Source organism: Vibrio sp. YT-18, from assembly GCF_033337345.1.
Lineage (GTDB): Bacteria > Pseudomonadota > Gammaproteobacteria > Enterobacterales > Vibrionaceae > Vibrio > Vibrio alginolyticus.
Map to the genome: position 1 here is coordinate 1 of NZ_JAWOQO010000013.1, position 19017 is coordinate 19017.

General features: G+C 43.3%; 18 protein-coding genes. 13 read left to right on the forward strand and 5 right to left on the reverse strand.

Annotated features, from left to right (window positions below):
- Positions 1 to 1198, reverse strand: a 1198-nt coding sequence (locus tag R7M72_RS16940; protein WP_318056264.1) for a cadherin-like domain-containing protein, incomplete at its 3' end; no start/stop codon positions are given.
- 400 nt (positions 1199 to 1598) lie between these two features.
- On the opposite strand from R7M72_RS16940, the gene R7M72_RS16945 reads away from it, so the two are divergent.
- The 6 genes from R7M72_RS16945 to R7M72_RS16970 all read left to right on the forward strand — a co-directional run bounded on the left by R7M72_RS16945 (position 1599) and on the right by R7M72_RS16970 (position 7798).
- On the forward strand, positions 1599 to 2909 hold the full coding sequence (locus R7M72_RS16945) for a TolC family outer membrane protein (RefSeq protein WP_017635971.1): 1311 nt from the start codon (positions 1599 to 1601) through the stop codon (positions 2907 to 2909).
- Positions 2910 to 2911: 2 nt separating this feature from the next.
- Positions 2912 to 3526: an OmpA family protein gene (locus R7M72_RS16950; protein WP_005377354.1), complete on the forward strand. Its 615-nt coding sequence runs from the start codon at positions 2912 to 2914 to the stop codon at positions 3524 to 3526.
- 175 nt (positions 3527 to 3701) lie between these two features.
- Positions 3702 to 4055 (forward strand): DUF2750 domain-containing protein, encoded by a 354-nt coding sequence (locus R7M72_RS16955; RefSeq protein WP_005377352.1) that lies wholly within the window; start codon positions 3702 to 3704, stop codon positions 4053 to 4055.
- Positions 4056 to 4242: 187 nt separating this feature from the next.
- Positions 4243 to 6213: a diguanylate cyclase domain-containing protein gene (locus tag R7M72_RS16960; protein WP_054577010.1), complete on the forward strand. Its 1971-nt coding sequence runs from the start codon at positions 4243 to 4245 to the stop codon at positions 6211 to 6213.
- Between the two features lie 60 nt (positions 6214 to 6273).
- Positions 6274 to 6999, forward strand: a complete 726-nt coding sequence (locus tag R7M72_RS16965) for an IclR family transcriptional regulator (RefSeq protein WP_212755904.1) — start codon at positions 6274 to 6276, stop codon at positions 6997 to 6999.
- A gap of 106 nt (positions 7000 to 7105) precedes the next feature.
- Complete coding sequence (locus R7M72_RS16970; RefSeq protein WP_054577009.1) at positions 7106 to 7798, forward strand: SDR family oxidoreductase; 693 nt, start codon at positions 7106 to 7108, stop codon at positions 7796 to 7798.
- A gap of 198 nt (positions 7799 to 7996) precedes the next feature.
- Here the strand turns inward: R7M72_RS16970 and dkgB are convergent, their stop codons facing one another.
- Entirely contained in the window at positions 7997 to 8797 is an 801-nt protein-coding gene (gene dkgB, locus R7M72_RS16975) for a 2,5-didehydrogluconate reductase DkgB (protein WP_053304418.1), read from the reverse strand.
- A gap of 112 nt (positions 8798 to 8909) precedes the next feature.
- Here dkgB and R7M72_RS16980 point away from each other — a divergent pair, with 112 nt between their 5' ends.
- Both R7M72_RS16980 and R7M72_RS16985 read left to right on the forward strand, forming a co-directional pair.
- Complete coding sequence (locus R7M72_RS16980) at positions 8910 to 9815, forward strand: LysR family transcriptional regulator (protein ID WP_017635966.1); 906 nt, start codon at positions 8910 to 8912, stop codon at positions 9813 to 9815.
- 132 nt (positions 9816 to 9947) lie between these two features.
- Complete coding sequence (locus R7M72_RS16985) at positions 9948 to 10853, forward strand: TIGR03571 family LLM class oxidoreductase (RefSeq protein WP_315956357.1); 906 nt, start codon at positions 9948 to 9950, stop codon at positions 10851 to 10853.
- 115 nt (positions 10854 to 10968) lie between these two features.
- Here the strand turns inward: R7M72_RS16985 and R7M72_RS16990 are convergent, their stop codons facing one another.
- Positions 10969 to 11853, reverse strand: coding sequence for a LysR family transcriptional regulator (locus R7M72_RS16990; protein WP_315956358.1), 885 nt, complete (start codon positions 11851 to 11853; stop codon positions 10969 to 10971).
- 159 nt (positions 11854 to 12012) lie between these two features.
- Between R7M72_RS16990 and R7M72_RS16995 the strand changes: the two genes are divergently transcribed.
- From R7M72_RS16995 to R7M72_RS17005, 3 genes are all read left to right on the forward strand, one after another.
- Positions 12013 to 13194 carry an MFS transporter gene (locus R7M72_RS16995; protein WP_017635963.1) on the forward strand — a complete coding sequence of 394 codons (1182 nt, stop codon included), beginning with the start codon at positions 12013 to 12015 and terminating at the stop codon, positions 13192 to 13194.
- A 143-nt stretch (positions 13195 to 13337) separates the two neighbouring features.
- Positions 13338 to 13859 carry a TetR/AcrR family transcriptional regulator gene (locus R7M72_RS17000; RefSeq protein ID WP_115386009.1) on the forward strand — a complete coding sequence of 174 codons (522 nt, stop codon included), beginning with the start codon at positions 13338 to 13340 and terminating at the stop codon, positions 13857 to 13859.
- The gene (locus tag R7M72_RS17005; RefSeq protein WP_054577007.1) at positions 13856 to 14905 is read left to right on the forward strand and encodes an alcohol dehydrogenase family protein; all 1050 of its coding nucleotides are present in this window, start codon (positions 13856 to 13858) and stop codon (positions 14903 to 14905) included. Before R7M72_RS17000 ends, R7M72_RS17005 begins: the two co-directional genes overlap by 4 nt.
- A gap of 205 nt (positions 14906 to 15110) precedes the next feature.
- Here R7M72_RS17005 and R7M72_RS17010 read toward each other — a convergent pair whose 3' ends face one another.
- Positions 15111 to 16022 (reverse strand): GlxA family transcriptional regulator, encoded by a 912-nt coding sequence (locus R7M72_RS17010; protein WP_054577006.1) that lies wholly within the window; start codon positions 16020 to 16022, stop codon positions 15111 to 15113.
- Positions 16023 to 16142: 120 nt separating this feature from the next.
- Between R7M72_RS17010 and R7M72_RS17015 the strand changes: the two genes are divergently transcribed.
- Both R7M72_RS17015 and R7M72_RS17020 read left to right on the forward strand, forming a co-directional pair.
- Positions 16143 to 16661: a cysteine hydrolase family protein gene (locus R7M72_RS17015; RefSeq protein ID WP_136976242.1), complete on the forward strand. Its 519-nt coding sequence runs from the start codon at positions 16143 to 16145 to the stop codon at positions 16659 to 16661.
- Positions 16662 to 16781: 120 nt separating this feature from the next.
- Complete coding sequence (locus tag R7M72_RS17020) at positions 16782 to 17543, forward strand: transporter substrate-binding domain-containing protein (protein WP_005388903.1); 762 nt, start codon at positions 16782 to 16784, stop codon at positions 17541 to 17543.
- Positions 17544 to 17641: 98 nt separating this feature from the next.
- Here the strand turns inward: R7M72_RS17020 and R7M72_RS17025 are convergent, their stop codons facing one another.
- Entirely contained in the window at positions 17642 to 18715 is a 1074-nt protein-coding gene (locus tag R7M72_RS17025) for a permease (protein ID WP_250155405.1), read from the reverse strand.
- Positions 18716 to 19017 lie beyond the last annotated feature (302 nt).

Sequence of the window (19017 nt, forward strand, 5' to 3'; positions counted from 1 at the left end):
GTGTGAAGACCAGTTTGCCGTCAACAATCTCGACTGTCCCTTGGTCACTCGGCACAGATGCCGAGTCAATCGACAGCGTATCGCCATCAATATCGGTGTCGTTTGGCAGGACATCAACCGTTACTGAGCTATCTTCCTCTGTAATTATTGTATCATTAGAGGCAATAGGCGCATCGTTAACTGAGTTTACTGTTACCGAAACTTGAGCTTCATCCTCTAACTCACCATCTGTGATGGTGTAGCTAATCGTTGCATTACCGTTGAAATTTTCAGCCGGAGTGAAAACAAGCTTACCATCGATAATCTCAACGATACCTTGCTCTTCTGGTACAGAAGCAGAGGTAATGATTAAATCATCACCTTCAATATCACTGTCGTTAGCGAGCACATCAATTACAACCTGGGAATCCTCGTCAGTTTGAATCGCATCATTAGTTGCTATTGGCGCGTCATTAACAGGCGTAATATCTAAGTTAGCAGTGCCATTAATAACACCGCCATCGTTATCAATAATGTCATAGGAGAATGACACTTCAGTGTCATCGTCAGCCTCTGGAATGTAAGTCCAAGATCCATCGCTGTTATCAATTAAGGTGCCATTCCCACTCTCAATAGTGACGTTTGTAATGACAAGAGTATCGGCATCATCAATATTGACGTTCGATAGTAATTCTTCAGTAGTTATCGTGATTGGATCGCTATCTTCCTCAACAGCGCTTAATGTCACTGGAGAATTAGTAAGTGGCTTACTTGAGCCATCCCCACTTGTCTCGATACCTGTTGTGAAGAAATCATTTAAGGTCAACGCTTGAGTTTCAGATAAGCCGAGGGATTCTAAGCCAATAGTTTCAAAGTTTGTTGAGGCTAGCACTTCAGTACCATCTCGTACAATCGTGGCACTATTTTGCAAACTGGAGCCACTATTTTCACCCGCTGCAGGTGCGAGTTCTTCATCAATAGCAGAAGGGTCTTGACCTTGCTCAATAGCACTAATAATCTGTGCTACATCGTCTGAAATATCTTTTAAACCTTGCTCTTGAGCAAGCTGAATTTTCAGGTCTTGAGGCGCAGCATCTGTCATTGCCACTATCACTTCACCTGGTAGAGGCTGCTGTCCTTCTGCAAGGACTCTCAGCTGCCCATCCAAACCTATTACGACGACTTGATTACCGAGTGGCACTAATGCTGTACGATCCATATAAACCTTAACCCTAAATAACTGTCAAGTTTTTGACTAATAATACTAATTTGCTATATATTGCCCGAATATATAGTGCAATAACAGCAATTTGATGCTCAATGAAGTAATTATGTGTCATACATCAATAAGAATCCAGACGCATAAGTGTTTTATTTTATTAAAATCTGGACACTCGTTTCTAGCCATTACCTCCATCTTTAATTTGAGATCTTAATTCAAGTTTTAGGCAGATTTAGTAGGTTGATTTATCAAAATTGAAACAAATGAACAGCGAATCAACAGGTTACTTCATCGCATATTAATGTTATTGTGCGCTAAATTATTGACGCCCTTATAAGTATTCCACTTATAAGCCCTATCACCTCGAGAATTTTTACCATTATCTAGGAGAATCACAGTGAAGTGGACTCGTGCCAACGCCTTTTGTATTGGTATGTTCACCGCTAGTCATGCTTTTGGGCAAACGCTAGAGCAAGCGGTTGAAAACACATTAAAAACCAATCCTGACATCAAAAGTGCGTTCAATGAATTCGTTAGCAAGCAGTATGTGAATGAAGCATCTGGTGGTGCTTACCTCCCATCCGTAGACTTAGATGCCGGTATCGGTTACGAAGGAATCAAACCCGCAGAGTCAGGGCGAGATTCAACCGATCTGACAAGAAAAGAAGCCACCGTGACACTAACCCAGCTAATATGGGATGGCTCAGCGACACTTAATGATATGGATCGAACAGCAGCTGATGCTGAATCGGTCCGTTATCAACTTCTAGCTGATGCCCAAGACACCGCTCTAGAGGTCGCGAAAGTTTATTTAGACTCAGTAAAAGCTTATGAAATTCTTACACTTTCCGAGAATAACTTGAAAGTGCATAAGAAGATCTATGAAGACATTAAAAAGCGAGTTAACTCAGGTATCGGTTCTACAGCAGACCTAACCCAGGTAGAGGCTCGTTTAGCAAAGGCTCATGGTAACTTGGTGGCAGCTCAGAACAACTTATATGACAGCCACACCACCTTTACACGCCTTGTCGGACAGTCACCACAAGGATTGATTTTCCCAAGAGCGGACCAAAACTTTATTCCCTACACCATCGATGAAGCGATTGACTTGGCATTCGAGTCACATCCAGTAATCAAAATTTCGGTAGCTGATGTGGACTCTGCAAAGTTCCAATACAAGCAATCTAAGGGAACTTACTACCCAACGATATCGGTAGAAGCGGCTCAAACATGGCGTGATGATGCAAGCGGTATCGAAGGAAGCAGCGAAGAGACAACAGCAATGTTACGTATGCGTTACAACCTCTTTAACGGTGGTAGTGACGTAGCCAACGCTGAAAGTTTTGCCTACCAACTAAATAAAGCAAAAGACCTAAGAGAACGTGCATACCGCCAAGTAGAAGAAGGTCTTCGTCTATCTTGGAGTGCGTTAGATTTAACACTTCAACAAAAAGAGTTCCTAGCGGATCACGTAGATTCGGCCTCAGAAACTGTCATCGCCTACGAAAAGCAGTATCGCATTGGAAAACGCACTCTGCTGGACTTGTTAAATACTGAAAACGAACTTTTCGAAGCGAGAAAGAACTACTTGGATGCTCGATACTCAGAGCAGTACGCCAAGTACCGCGTTATGAACGCGACTGGCCAATTGTTAAATGCCTTGCGTGTCGATGTACCTACAGAATGGAATGAAAAGGTGGAGTACTGATCATGAAACCAGTGAAGATTCTATTTGCATTGGGTATGCTCGCCATCACTCAACACGTTGTTGCTGAAGACGAATATGAGTATCGTCCTGTACCAAATGCAGAACAAATAGCAGATTTGCAAGATGACGATAACGATGGTGTCATCAATGCTCGAGATATGTGCCCAGGTACACCTGAAGGCTCAGAGGTCGACAACGACGGTTGTGGAGAATACATTAAAGCATCAGATAACATGCAAGTGCGGATACTTTTTGCTAACGACTCTGATGAGATCAATCCAGTCTTCAGAAGACAAGTCCGAGAGCTTTCCGACTTTTTAAAAGAGTACCCTACTACTTCGATAGAGCTGCACGGCTATGCTAGTAAAGTTGGTGGTTCAAAGCATAACCAAGATCTTTCTGAAAGACGAGCACGCAATGTCCGTGAAGCCCTACTAAGCTACGACATCGAACCGAGTAGAGTCCGCATTGTTGGTTTTGGTGACACTCACTTAGCACAGCAAGGGACCGATGAAGTCAGCCATGCTTTAAATCGTCGAGTAACCGCATCAGTCGTTGGTTACAAAGGCGAGATAAAAAGAGAGTGGACAATATTCACAACTCTTCCAGAAAGGTAAAGTACCTGTTTTTGTTTGCTCTGCAAGCACAAAGCAAACAAAAACGAGTGAATGCTTAACCTCAGAAAAGGAGCTTCGGCTCCTTTATTTTTACTCATTTCGACAACCGTATTATGCTTTAGGAATCGGCACTTTAGTGTTACTCTAGCCACGTCATAACAACGAGAGTTTTGAAATGAGCAAACTTACATCAGATATCCAAGCGAACCTTGACCTTTTTGTTGCAGAAACGAAAGAAAACCAATTGGTTTGGGGTTTACGCAATGAAGAAGGTTGGCTATCTTGCGATTCAACTGAATTCGAAAACAGCGAAGTCATGCCTTTCTGGTCTTCTAAAGAAGATGCAGAAGCACATAATGTTGAAGAATGGGCAGATTTTACTGTACTAGAAATCCCATTAGATATCTTTGTTGAAGATTGGCTTTTGACTCTTGCTGAAGATGGTGTTCTTGTTGGAACTAACTGGAACGATCAGTTAGAAGGCAAAGAAATGGAGCCTCAAGATCTAGCAAAGCTTTACATTGATTAAAGATTTCTGACCTCAACTTTATGTTGAGGTCTTTCTTTTTTATGCCTCTTCTTTCAATATCTCGACCAAGTGCATAGTTTTACTACTCTTTTTCTTAGTACACCCAACTTAATCACAACGCTGATGCGTTAAAAGCGCTATGATAACTCAACTTTAAAGGCACCTTAAATTAAAGGCTCGTTTAAACATGCGCGTGCTCTATCCCTTGCTTGCGTCACTTTTGCTCACTCCAGTATATGCAAGCGACACTCAAGATATTGAACCAAACCAAAATATCACACAGTGGCACTCTGTCTACCAAACCACACTACGAAGCAACCCTGAGTCGGCATTGAGCATGCTTCAAGATCGCTACCATACAGCGAAATCGGACAGCGAAAAGCTCTACGTAAGTGGATTGATTTATGAATATATGTCAAACATAAATCAGCCTTACTACGGCAGCAGTCAAGTCTTAGACAACCATTTTTCTCAATTAGAATCAGAATATATTCTTGCCTTAAATGAACGTAAGCATGGTAGTTACGAGGCCTCAGTAGATAGCTTTTCTTCTTTGCGACAGACAATGAAGAAAATATCCGATTCCGAAGGCAAGGCTCTGATGAACTATCAACTTTGTTATACGCTGAATCAACAAGGTCGTTATCACAAAGCAAACTTTTATTGCTCATCCATAGAGAGCCACTTAAATCATAAGCATCAAGAAAACTTCCCTGTTGATCTTGCTTTGCGCGTGGTAGCAAATAACTACAATTACCGTGGTGACTATGAAAAAGCCTTAAGTTTGTATCGACAGTTGATGGCCAACATGTCGACGCAAAGCGATCCTTCAGGGATTTACAATGACATCGGCAATTTACTTGCAGAGCTGGGGCAATTTGAACAATCAGAGCAATATCTCATTCAAGCCTTACTGGTTCGCCAAGATGAAGGGACACCTCTTGAAGTTGCGCAAGTCGAACATAGTCTAGGAGCGATGTACAGAAAATCCAAAGAACTCGATAAGTCCATCAGCCACTACAAAAATGCATTAACGATTCTCGAACAACTTCATTATCCATACGGGCAAGGGTTGACCTATTTAGGGTTATCTGCTGCTTTGGCCGATTCTGGGCAATTGGATACCGCGGTAGATTACATTGGAAGAGCATTAAACATTGCCCAAACTTATGAGAATACGCACCTTGAAACAGAGGGTCATTTGGCTGCTGGATTGGCATATTTAAAGAACCATACACCCGAAAAATCGATTGAACACGGTACAATTGCGTTAAGATTAGCGGTAAAAAACGCTAGGCCCTTATTGCAAGCGCAAGCCCAATTACTCCTCTCAAAAGCATACCAAGCTCAAAATGATTACAAAAAGGCGCTGGAGCATCACAAGGCCTACTCGACGATTGAACTAACGAACCGAGACGCGAGTAATATCAAGGCGTTAGAGGCACTAGATCTCACTAAAAAAGAGTATGAATATGATCTACAAGTCGCGCAGTTGAACAACGAAACTCTTCTAAGTCAGTACCAGTTTGAAAAACTCACAGACCAACAACGCACTTATAATTTTGTTGTTTTCTGTTTATTGATTCTCCTCGCTCTGGCATTGATGGTTCAGCGACAAACACGCTTAAAAGCCAAAATAGACAGCTTAACGTGTGCATTAAACAGAGCGGCAATTATAGAGACGATTAAAAGCCACACCTCCAAAGCGGAAGGAGACTTCCGCTACGTTCTAGCATTAATCGATCTAGATGACTTTAAGGCGATTAATGATCAGTATGGTCATCCGACTGGCGACTTAGTACTACAACAGGTATGCAAAGCGCTTAAAGCTAAACTTAATAAGGGAGAGTACTTGGGTCGTTTAGGTGGAGAAGAGTTTATCTTGCTATTGAAAAACGTCGATGAGATTGACGTTCCCTTTAGAATACAAAGTCTGCATAAAACAATTTCAGAAAAGAGTGTACATTCGCTTAATAACCATCAATTGAATATATCTGCGAGTCTGGCCTATCTATCAACCTCAATGCCACTCACCAACTTTGATGAGCTCTATTCGATATTAGACCAAGCGTTATACAATGCTAAGAAGCAAGGAAAAAACTCCCTTGTGGATGCATACAACGAGCCGATGAGTTTAAGTGCTGAGTATATTCTCTAATAAAACCAAACCACCAGCGTAGTGGTTTGTTATAGGTGGAAGCATCAGTAAGACATTCAGATGCAACACCATCATCAAGGAGTCTTTGTGCCCAAGGCAAGAAAAAACATTCAGTCTCTAGAGCGAGGTTTTCTAATCCTCGAGTTGCTCTCGATGAGTGAGTCTCCCCTATCATTACAGACGATCAGTAATGCGATCCAGTTAAATAAGACGACTGTTCACGGGTTACTTGCGACTCTACACTCTCTTGGATATGTATCCAAACACAACCATAGCTACAGCCTAGGGTTTAGATGCTATGAACTGTCTAAGCCGATTGAACAAAAAAACGAAGCTATCCGACAACATTTTGTTCCATTGCTGAAAAAAATGGCCCAAATGACTAACAACACTGCTTACCTCGCTGTACAAAGTGGCGCTAAAGAGTACTTGTATATCGATGCTATAGAGCAGGATAACCCTCTTACTATCCGTAGCCCGAGAGGGAAACGAGAAGGACTCACAACATCTGCGATCGGCAAGGTTTTTCTTAGTTTTGATGATGAGCTTCGCCGAACATTGCGCCTTGAAAGCCAAATATCCCCCACGTTAGAAACTGAACTTAATCAGGTTGTATTATCAGGTTACGCACTCGATTTAGAAGAGGCAGAGCCAAACCTCAATTGCTTAGCGATCCCCCTTTACTTGGATGGTAAAGTCGTTGCTGTTGCAGGTGTTAGCGGTGCTGCCTCCGAACTGACGGTCACTAGGCTAAAACACTTTGCCAGCATCTTTCTCAAACTTTAAGATTTGACAATGTCGAATCCTAGGCCATTTTTGTACTGTTTTGATTACATGCTTATACGTCGCCTCTAATATAGTCGTTGTTCAACTCAACAACGTAGGAGAAGCGATGTCTACTGTATTAATCACTGGCGCTAACCGTGGCTTAGGCTTGCAATTTGTCCGCCACTACCTTGGAAAAGGTTGGCAAGTTATCGCAACTTGTCGTTCACCAGAAAATGCTAAGCAGCTCAATGAACTAGTAACCCAACCCAATCAACTTCAACTGATGGCTCTAGACGTCACTAACCAACAAGATATCGATCAGTTAGCCACTCAATTAGCGGATCGTCCGCTCGATCATTTAATTCTTAATGCAGGTGTATTAGGCGAAGAGTGTGCAAAGCTTGGCGAAATGACCCAGAAAAAATGGCTAGAAGTACTAAACATAAATACCGTCGCACCTGCCCTGCTAATTCAAGCCCTACAAGACAACGTTGCGAAAAGTCAGCACAAAACCATCGTGGGAATCTCAACCCGAGTTGCGAGTTTAAGCGATAACAGTTCAGGTAACATGTACAGTTATCGAGCATCTAAAGCAGCGCTTAATCAGGTTCTAGTATCAGCAGCACGCAATCTCGAATCGCAAGGAGTAAAAACTGTCGCAGTTCATCCCGGCTGGGTAAAAACCGATATGGGCGGTGAGGACGCAACCTTTTCTGCCGAGGAAAGTGTTGCAGGCATTGTTTCGGTCGCAGAACAGCTAACACTTGAGCAATCCGGAAGCTTCCGCGTATTTGATGGCTCTACAATCGAATGGTAACTGTTCTCTAAATGACGTCTCCCGGCCAAATTGAAGGCCGGGAGAATACAGTAAACTAATAGGCCAAAAAGATAAAAGCTCGCACTATCGTCAGACAAGCGAGCCGTTATCGTCTATGGTGTTGTACTACCGTCAAACGCTGAGGAAGTCAGCGATTGCAGAGGTGTCATTTAGGCAATGATTTCCTGTGAAACTCACTCAATCATCCCACTCAGGCGCTAGCCCTTCAGGGTTTACTTCGCGGCCATTTCTTTCCAACGCATCTATCTTTGCAATCGCCTCTTCACTCAGATTAAGTTCAAGTGCTTTCAGGTTACTTGCTAAATTCTCTCGTTTAGTTGAAGACGGGATCACCGCGTAACCTTTTGACAAAGCCCAAGCAAGCGCGACTTGAGCTGGCGTGGCCTGATAGTCCTCAGCAATACCTGCAATAGTTGGGTCCCCAAGTACTTTCCCATATGCCAAGGTCATGTAAGACGTTACCTGAATATCGTTTTCCTGCATGAAGCTGACCAACTTACGATTTTGCAAATAAGGGCTAAGCTCGATTTGGTTAGTAACAATATTCTCTTTACCGACCACTTCTATCGCTTGTTGCAACAAGTCAATATTAAAGTTGGATACGCCAATATTACGGGTTAAGCCTTGCGATTTAGCTTCAAGTAATGAAGCCATGTATTCGTTCAAGTTATTGTTATTGCCAGGCCAGTGGATCAAGGTCAAATCCACATAATCTGTATTTAGCTTTTCTAAGCTCTCTTTTAGACTTGGAATGAGTTGTTCCGTGTTCATGTTATCAACCCAGATCTTGGTCGTAATGAATAGCTCATCACGTGCAATACCGGACTGTGTCAATACTTCACCGATTTCTGCCTCATTACCGTAAATCTGTGCAGTATCAATTACGCGGTAACCCACTTCTAACGCATTACGGACTGAATCCTTAACTACTTCACCCTCTAAACGAAACGTGCCGACGCCAAATGATGGTACTTTCATCTAAATCTCCTGAATTATCGATTTTATAGTTGATTCGAAGCAAAACTTTACGCCGCAAGAAACTTTCCGTAAAGTTAACAATACTCAAATCTAATTTGAAATATATTCAACAATGAAAGCTACTCTAGATGAAATGCGCACCTTTATGGCCGTGGTCGATACGGGTTCAATCAGCTCTGCGGCTGAACTGTTATCGATGACCGTCTCGGCGGTGAGTCGATCGGTATCTCGGCTAGAAGCCAAACTCGAAACGACCTTGTTAAATCGCACAACCCGTAAGTTAGATGTTACTAATGAAGGAACGATATACCTCGATAAAGTCAGACATATTGTAGAAGCAGTAGAGAATGCCGAAGCACAACTGAAAAGCCAGAAATATAAGCCTTCTGGCCTCCTACGAATAAACGCAGCTACCCCCTTCTTACTGCACGTACTAACGCCGCACATTGCTAAATATCAGAGCTTGTATCCAGAAGTCGAAATCGATCTCAATTCCAATGAGGAAAATATTAGCCTTTTGGGAACAAAAACCGATGTTGCTTTTCGTATCGGTGAGCTACAAAACTCAACCATGCGCGCGATATTTCTTGGTAAAAGTCGGATTCGAATCGTCGCGAGTCCAGAGTATTTAAGACAACATGGTACTCCAACCTCAATAGATCAGTTACTCAATCACAAGCTACTTGGATTCAACAAGCCGGAGTATCTTAAGGAATGGCCGATCATGGATGATAAGAACAAACTTCTGCGTATTATGAGTAGCCTAAGATCTGATAATGGCGAGACGCTAAGATGTTTAGCCTTACATGGTGCGGGGATAGCTTGCCTGTCTGACTTTATGACCTACTCTGACCGACAAGCTGGTCGCTTAGTGGGCGTGCTTAGTGAACACACGCATAATGTCGAACAGCCAGTTCATGCGGTGTATTACAAAAATGCCAGTACCTCACGCCGGATCAGCTCTTTTATTGACTTCATCAAGCAAGAAATCAAGGTAGAGAACCACCAGTTCCTTTAAAGACCACCGCTGTTTGTGGCAAAACACTTTTGTCTTTTTGCCGCTTTTTCTCACAACAAAAATCTCATAGTGTCCTGAATATCAGGGAGGCACCTTGCCTCCTAGTACTCAAAGTAATAGTCAGGCTTCATAATGCATAAAGATTTAAGTAACAGATTCACCATCGGTGTTGAGCTCCCCCTAGATAATGACTGGACCCAAGAAGGCCAGACAAAACGCCTGCTCCAACGAAAACCATTCGGCGTACCAGACATGAGTGCACATAAACAGCGTATTATGTTAGCCGATAAGTTAGGCTTTAACGTAGCGTGGGTGAGAGATGTCCCGTTGTACGACCCTAACTTTGGAGACGCGGCACAAATTTATGAACCGTTCAGTTATCTTGGCTATCTCTCTGCGTGCACCGACAACATTCTACTAGGGACAGCAGCGATAGTATTACCGTTAAGACAACCTTGGCTAGTGAAAAAAGCCGCTGCGACCATCAACGAGTTAAGTGGTGACCGCCTGATACTCGGTGTGGCTAGTGGAGACCGCCCTAGTGAATATCCCGTTTTTAATGCCAACTTTAACAGCCGTGGCTCAGCTTTTCGAGAAAGTGTAGAGATTTTGAAAGATACGCAAAATGATAAGCTGGGTAACGATCTACAGTTATTACCCGAGTTTGCTGATATTCCTATCTATGTCGCAGGGTTAGCGCAGCAAAGTCCACAATGGATAGGAGAAAACCTAGACGGCTGGCTCGCCTACCCAGGCACACCTGATGATCATGAACACCGCGTTGCACTTTGGCGCTCCGTAGCGGGAAACAAACCCTACGCCAGCTTTATTCATCTTGATTTAGTCGATAACCCAAATGCACCAGTCGTTCGGCATCATTTTGGTATCCAGGCCGGAGTCAATGGCTTGAGCGATGAGCTAGAAAAAATGCAAGAAGCAGGAGTCAATCACATCGGGTTGCATTTCCGTCGTAATAGCCAACCAATTGATAAATCAATGGAACAGATCGCTCAGTACGTGTTGCCACGCTTTAACTAAGAGCAAATAAAAATATGTGCCACCTTACTAAGGGGTGGCACGCTAGGCTTGGCAGTTGGAAAAACAAAAGCTGCAATAACGACAAAACTCTTTTGTTAAAACAACAATAATAGTGTTATTTTAAAGTAAGTCTTGGTTGAATAAAGTCGATGAACGCGGAAATACGCTTAGAGACTGAAGAAGATTTGTAGAACACAGCATTGACCTGTTCTCGTCCAGTATTTGTGATTTTTTCCGATTCAAACAATGCCACTAACCGTCCAGAATCAAGATCATCTTTCACCATAAAGCCAGATAAACATGCAATGCCGTTCCCTGCCAGCACTAACTGTCTAACCGTTTCACCACTGCTGGATAGGATATCAGGCTCTATCATCTCAAACCCTCGTAATGGCCACTGATTTAACACTTTAGCGCCAGAAAAACCGATCAAGTTATGACTGCGCAAATCGCTCACCGCTTCAGGGAAACCTCGTTTAGATAAATAACCAGGCGTGGCAACTATAAATAGTGGGCTTGTTCCTAAAGGTTTAGCATGCAGTGTTGAATCCGATAATCGTCCAATACGTATCGCCACATCGGTTCTTTTTTCCAATAGATCCACAAAACCCTCATTAGAGGTAAGATCGAGTTGAATATCAGGATAAGCCTCTTTAAATGGCTTAATTAACGGCACGAGTTGATGTAAAACAAATGGGCTAGCGGCATCAACTCTTAAGCGCCCCTTGGGTAATTCACCTCGTGTGATGATCTCTTCTTCAGCTTGCTGTATTTGTAGTAAACCTAAGCGAACCGCTTCAACAAACTGATGCCCTTCCTCAGTAACTTCCACTCTGCGTGTCGTGCGATTCAGCAAGGTTACCCCCAACTGTGATTCAACTTTACTAACCGCACGAGATACCCTAGCGACTTGAATACCTAGTGCATCAGCAGCGGAAGAAAATCCACCACTATCCACAACTGCCATAAGAATCTCTAATTCATCTGATCGGGTTAACATTTCATCCCCTTTCTTAACTGCGCACTTTCATCATTTATAACAAAAGTATTTTGTAATAAACACCATTTTTCGCAACGAATAACTCTTTAATAATACACGACATGGAAACGGGCTATTCGTTTATCCATTCATATTCAATGATTATAAGAGAGAGTTGTTATGCCTTTAGCTTTACTTGCATTGACGCTTAGCGCCTTTGCTATTGGAACCACGGAGTTTGTAATTGTCGGTCTGATACCGACTATGGCCTCCGACCTCAACGTATCATTACCTTCAGCGGGTCTTTTAGTTAGCCTGTACGCACTTGGTGTTGCGGTTGGTGCTCCCGTTTTAACAGCGCTGACTGGTAACTGGAAAAGAAAGTACGTTCTGCTTTCTGTTATGGCACTGTTTGTTCTTGGCAATCTGTTAGCCTGGCAAGCACCTGGATACAACACACTAGTTACAGCAAGGATACTGACCGGGCTTGCACACGGTGTGTTCTTTTCGATCGGCTCGACTATCGCCACTGGCCTAGTGTCAAAAGAAAAAGCCGCTAGCGCAATTGCTATTATGTTTACCGGTCTGACCGTAGCTCTAGTGACGGGCGTGCCACTTGGAACCTGGATTGGCCAGACATTTGGTTGGCAGGCAACCTTCCTAATCGTCGCGATCCTTGGAATCATCGCACTGATAGGAAGCGCTCTACTAGTGCCGAGTAATCTGAAACAACCACCAGCAACCAAGCTGTCATCGCAAGTAAAAGTCTTGACTCAGCCTCGTCTACTTTTGGTGTACGCAATCACCGCGCTCGGTTACGGTGGTACGTTCACAGCCTTCACTTACTTGGCTCCTATTTTGGAAGAAGTTTCGGGGTTTGGCTCTAGCGCTATCAGCCTAATTATGTTGGTTTATGGTGTATCGGTCGCATTCGGCAACATCTGGGGCGGAAAGATGGCCGACTCTATGGGGCCAATCAAAGCTCTGACAGCGATTTTCTCGGGCCTAATTGTGGTATTGCTCGTGTTTAGTGTCACAGCATTTAATCCAATTTCTGCAGTAGTGACCATTCTTGTCTGGGGTGCCTTTGCCTTTGGTAACGTTCCAGGACTTCAAGTTTATGTTGTCAAACTAGCAGAGAAATATTCACCTGATGCAGTCGACGTCGCTTCTGGTCTCAACATTGCTGCATTTAACGTAGGTATTGCACTGGGTTCTTGGGGCGGTGGCCTTATCGTGGCCAATGCTGGGCTGATGCACACACCTTGGATTGGCGCGATCGTAGTATTAGGTGCTCTACTACTAACCCGTTTCAGCGGAATGCTAGACAAGCGTGGAGAGCAGCACGCAACGGCACACTGATTCACGTTCCGAATCGATAAAAATCACTTAAGTTAGCCCGGCATTACGTCGGGCTTTCAATACAGAGTTTAAATACACCATTGACTGAGGTAGAAAGTTTATTCTACCCTTAGGTAAAACAAACGTTCTACCTGGTATGTCAAATAGTGAAAGAAAAAATCGCAGCAAGCCTAGAAAAAGCATTCAGTCAGTATGGCTTCGCCGAGCCGAGCGTACCTCAACTCAAAGACGCCTGCGAAGTCAGCCTGAGAACCCTGTACAAATACTACCCCTCCAAGGAAGCGATGATTGTTGCAGCTCTCGAGCATCGCCATCAAAGGTATTTGAGTTTTTTGCTCGAAGACGCCCCTGCCAATGGAACACCGGCTGTATTACACCTATTCACTCGCCTCGAGGATTGGATGAAGGAGTTTGCACCGAATGGCTGCATGTCCATCAATGCATTAGCAGCCTATCCAGAAAATCTATCTATTAATCAAGCAGTAAAACAACACAAATTGGCGGTTCGTCAGCTTATGGTCCAACTAAGTCAGCGAGAAGACCTCGCAACCACACTCTTCTTGTTACATGAAGGTCTATCCAACGCATGGCCGGTTCTCGGTCACGCTGCCTTTGCATCCGCTGAACACACTCTGCTAGAACTAATGAAGGAGAACAATCAATGACCACAATCCCGAAAGTCATGAAAGGCGTCCAACTTATCGGTCATGGTGGGCCAGATATGCTTCGTTACCGCGATGATCTACCTGTGCCAGTCCCCTCGCCTGATGATGTATTGATCCAAGTTGCCGCCGCCGGAGTCAATAACACCGACATCAATACCCGAACAGCATGGTATTCTAAAAACGACGCCAATAGCATGGATGCAAGTTGGTCAGGAGACGCGCTATCTCTCCCTCGAATCCAAGGTGCCGATGTATGCGGTACCATCGTCGCTGTTGGTGAGAATATCTGCCCATCACGAATCGGCCAGCGTGTGCTTATCGAACCATGTATTACGCGCTTCCACAGTCAAGCACTTAGCTCGCCTTGGTACTTCGGTTCAGAATGTGATGGTGGCTTTGCTCAGTTCACTGTTGTTGACAGTAAACATGCATATGCTGTGAATAGTAGTTTATCGGATATCGATTTGGCCTCCTTCCCTTGTTCTTATTCAACTGCCGAGAACATGCTTGTCCGCTCTAATGTCACAGCGAGCGATACCGTACTGATTTCAGGGGCATCCGGTGGTGTTGGCTCTGCCGCAATCCAACTGGCGAAGGCGCGTGGAGCATACGTCATTGCTATCGCCAGCCCAGAAAAGAAAGAACAGATCACGGCATTAGGAGCAAACCAAGTTATCCCTCGCGATGCAAATTTGACGGCGACTCTCGGAGAAAACAGCGTTGACGTAGTGATTGATCTGGTCGCAGGAGAGCAGTGGCCACAATTTCTTCAGGTACTAAAACCAGGATCAAGATACGCTGTTTCCGGCGCCATAGGCGGCCCAATTGTCGAGCTGGATGTAAGAACTCTTTACCTTAAAGACCTAGCGTTATTTGGTTGTACCGTTTTGGCACCAGAAGTATTCGGTAACTTGGTTCGCTATATCGAACAGAACGCAATTCGTCCCTTAGTCGCGGAGTCATTTCCCTTGAACCAGATAGGTCAAGCGCAAGAAGTATTTTCACGCAAGCAACATACTGGGAAACTGGTTTTGGAAATCACATAGCTTTTGTGATTAACAGCGGCCTATACAAGTCGTTGTAATTTGAGAAACCTTTAAGCATCCTAAAAAGTTCTCAATATTTAGAAGATCGCTACGGTTGGCTTAGCTTGTTATCCCTTTTCATCACGCTAAGCCAGCTTGTAAAAATATGCGGTGTTTGCTTCTGAGTTATAAATGTTTAATACCAACATTATCTTACTTCTGGCGTTCATGAACAGAACCGAGATCTGAACGACTTCGGTGTTAACCCTACGATTCTATTAAATATTTTCCTGAACGCGCTCACATCTTGGTAACCCACTCTAAATGATATTGCGTCAAATGTTAGGGTTGTCGACTCAAGTAAATCACAAGCTTTTTGTACTCTTAAGCTTTGTATGTATTGGTTAACATTGAAACCTGTCGCCTTTTTAAAGCGTCGCTGCAATGTCCTTTCTGTTAAACAACTCAACTCTGCAAGCTCTTTATTGCTCAGTTTTCCTTGATAATGATCGTTTATATAGTGCTGTAGTTGAACAATTACCTCATCACCATGTTGGAAGTTTGGGGTAAACTGTTGATAAAAGCGTTGCTCTCTCGGACCAGTATCAATAACCAACATTTTGCCTAACAGGCGCATTACTGCCGGTGACGCAAATAAGGAAACCAGCTCCAAACCTAAATCCACCCATGACATCATACCCCCAGCCGTAATGATCGTTCCTTCGTTAATAAGGATGGCTTCTTGTCTTACGTGGATATCGGGAAACTGACTCGCTAATGAAGGAGCCAAGCCCCAGTGTGTCGTACAAGACTTATTGGTCAACAACTGGGTTTGAGCAAGAATAAAAGTACCGGCGCAGGCGGAGGCTAAAATCGCACCTTTACTATATTGGATATTTAACCAGTCGAGTAGCTCTGGCTCTGGTTCTAAGTAATATTGACCAGTGCCGCTAGGCGGAATCATTACCGCTGTTTTCACATCGAAGTGCGTGTTTGACCAGTGAGCCAATATCTCTACTTCAAAGTGCACATCAACGCCCAATTTAGCCGCCGCACGGTTTGCCATCTCGAAGAGTTCGCTTAAACCATATACGGAGGCTTGCGAGCTATCTGGGTAATTAACGAGTGCTATTTTCATTTTCAATTATCTTCAAGTGTCGCTTTTTGACTCTTTTGTGTCATTTTAGACTCTAAAGAAGGTAGCTAAAAGTCTTTATATTATTCGTACCGCAATGATCCTGAATAAAAGGAAAAGAAAATGACTCAAAAAGCCCTACTTGTAATTGATTTGCAAAACGACTATTTCCCAGAAGGAAAGTTTCCTTTATGGAATACAGAATCAACTTTAGACAATGTTAAGAGAGCAATAACTAAAGCCAATGAGCAAAACATTCCTGTGATTCATATTCAGCATATTGCCGATCCTGCCATGGGCATTGCCCCATTCTTCAATGAAGGCAGCGACGGTGCCAATATTCACCCAGAAGTTCTTGCTTTAGCGCCGAATTCCGAAATCGTGGTAAAGCACTTCGCAGATAGCTTTGAAGGAACACGTTTAAAAGAAGTATTGGCAAGCAAAAATGTAACGGAGTTACTTGTATGCGGAATGATGACACAAAACTGCGTCACACATACTGCTATCTCAAAATCTGCGGACAAGTATGATGTTTCGATCTTAATGGATAGCTGTACCACGGTCGATGAAATGATTCACAACATTGCACTTCACGCTGTCTCAACGAGAGTTCCCCTCGTAACTATTGAAGATAAGCTGTAATACACGCAAAACCTTTCGCTCACACAATGCGGGCGAAAGGTCACACATATATGCACTTTCATTGATATTTGCTTACTTTGTGTTAAACATTGGTTTCCAAACAGTTACAAGGAAACGTTTATGAAATGGATAGTCGTATTGTTTATTAGCTTATTTTCAGTTTTCAGCCATGCGAAAGAGTGGAAACAAATTCGCTTCACTGTTGAAGGGGCTTACCCCCCATTTAGCTGGACGACAAAAGAGGGAAAGCTAGAAGGGTTTGAAGTCGACCTCGCTAACGCGTTATGCAAAGAGTTAGAAGTAAAGTGCGTTATCTCAAAAATGGATTGGGATGGCATCATCCCTTCTCTCCTTAGTCGCAAGAACGATGCGATTATTGCTGCAATGACAATCACAGAAGAACGAGAAAAGAAAGTCGATTTCACCGTCCCTTATGCAAAAGTACCGACTCGTTTTGTAATGAAAAATGATAGAGAAATCAACATGGATGACGGCAGCCTAAATCGTTTATCTATTGGAGTTCAAAGAGCCACAATTGGTGATAAGTACCTTTCTGCCTTGTATCCAGATATTGATATTCGTCGTTATGGTACGTTCGATGAGGCATTTACCGATCTACTCAATGGACGGTTAGATGCTGTATTTGGCGGCTCAATCGGTTTAAGTGCTGGTTTTCTTGAAACTGCACAAGGTGAAGGCTATCACTTTACTGGACCAGCGTTTACAGAGGAAAAGTGGTTCGGCCGTGGCATTGGCGTAGCAGTGAGAAAACAAGACAAAGAATTAAAAGCATTACTCGATAGCGGAATACAAAAATTGATCCAGAGCGGTAAGCATAAAACCATCGCCAGCAAGTATTTCTCCTATAGTATTTACGAGTAACCTCTTTATCTTTTTATTGCCTGCGCGGTATAGGAAACTTCCCTTTCCCTATATGGCGACAAAAACAGAGCCCTCGAGCAATCGCCCGAGGGTTATTTTTATAAAAAAGCCCACGTATATAAGTAACCCGCTCCCATGGCCATCGTTAAGATAACGATTAGGAAGGCAGCGATCATTTGGTTCTTAAAAATTGATTTCAACAAAATCACTTCTGTAAGACTTGCGCCAGCACTACCAATAATAAGCGCCATAACAGATCCAAGAGCCATACCTTTTTGTACTAGTGCCGCGCTAAGTGGAATGACCGCCTCTGCACGGATGTACAATGGAATACCAATGATTGCTGCGACCGGAATCGCGTACCACTTCGCTTCACCAGCGAACTCCGCAATGAACTCCGTCGGGATGAAGCCATAGATAAATGAACCAATCGCAATGCCCATCATGAGATAAGGGAACACTTGCTTAAAGTCTTTCCAAGTTGATTGCCAAATACGTGCCCAGCGGCTAGGTTCTTTCTCTTCCAAGACTGTCGCTGTTGCACTACCGTCTGATGAACAGCAAGACACTTCCACTTTAGGTTCAGGTTTTGGTGCATCACCACAGCAAGATGTTTTCGCCGCAACTGGCGTAGGTTCATTGCAGGCGCTGGTACCACAGATTGATGCTGGTCTCGCTTCTTCTTTTTTCTTGCTTGAATCGCCACAAGAAGTACCGCACGAAGAAGAACCTACCGCTTGATATGCTTCTGGTTTGACGTAACGTTCAAACCCTAGTTTTTCAAGTACATAGCCTGCTACCACTGATACTGACATCGCGATAGCAAAGTAAAATACCGCAACTTTCCAACCAAAAGTCACCACAAACAAGCCAATAATCACTGGGTTAAGCAACGGGCTTGCAAATAGGAACACCATCATAGGTCCAAAACCTGCTCTTGCACGCAACAAGCCTTTTAAGAAAGGAATGGTCGAACACGAACAGAAAGGCGTAATCGAACCTAGCAACGCAGCAATGAAGTAACCTTTACCCTTTTTCGAGCTGAGAATAGATTGAATTTTTTCTGGCGTTAGAAAATCTTGCAACACACCGACAATGTAGCTAATTGCCAGAAATAAGATGATAAGTTCGGTTGCTAGAAACGCAAACATATCCAGCGCTTCTTTAGCCATAGTTATAATTTCTGTATTCACATTTACTCTCCTCGTCATTTTTCGCTAACAAGCTTACCTGATAGACAAGCCTTTATTTCGATATTTCTGGAATTATAGAATCACAAAACAAAAGATCAACAAAATATTTCCATAAAAATGGAATAATAAAACTAGTCATTACTTATCATAAAATTACATGTCATTAGCTATGCAGACTGGTTGTCGATGATAATTTCAGAGCATCTCGAATCCTTTTTATCAAACATAACCTAAAATTATCAAAATAAGAAAAAACCATAATTATTACAGTACTACCCTCT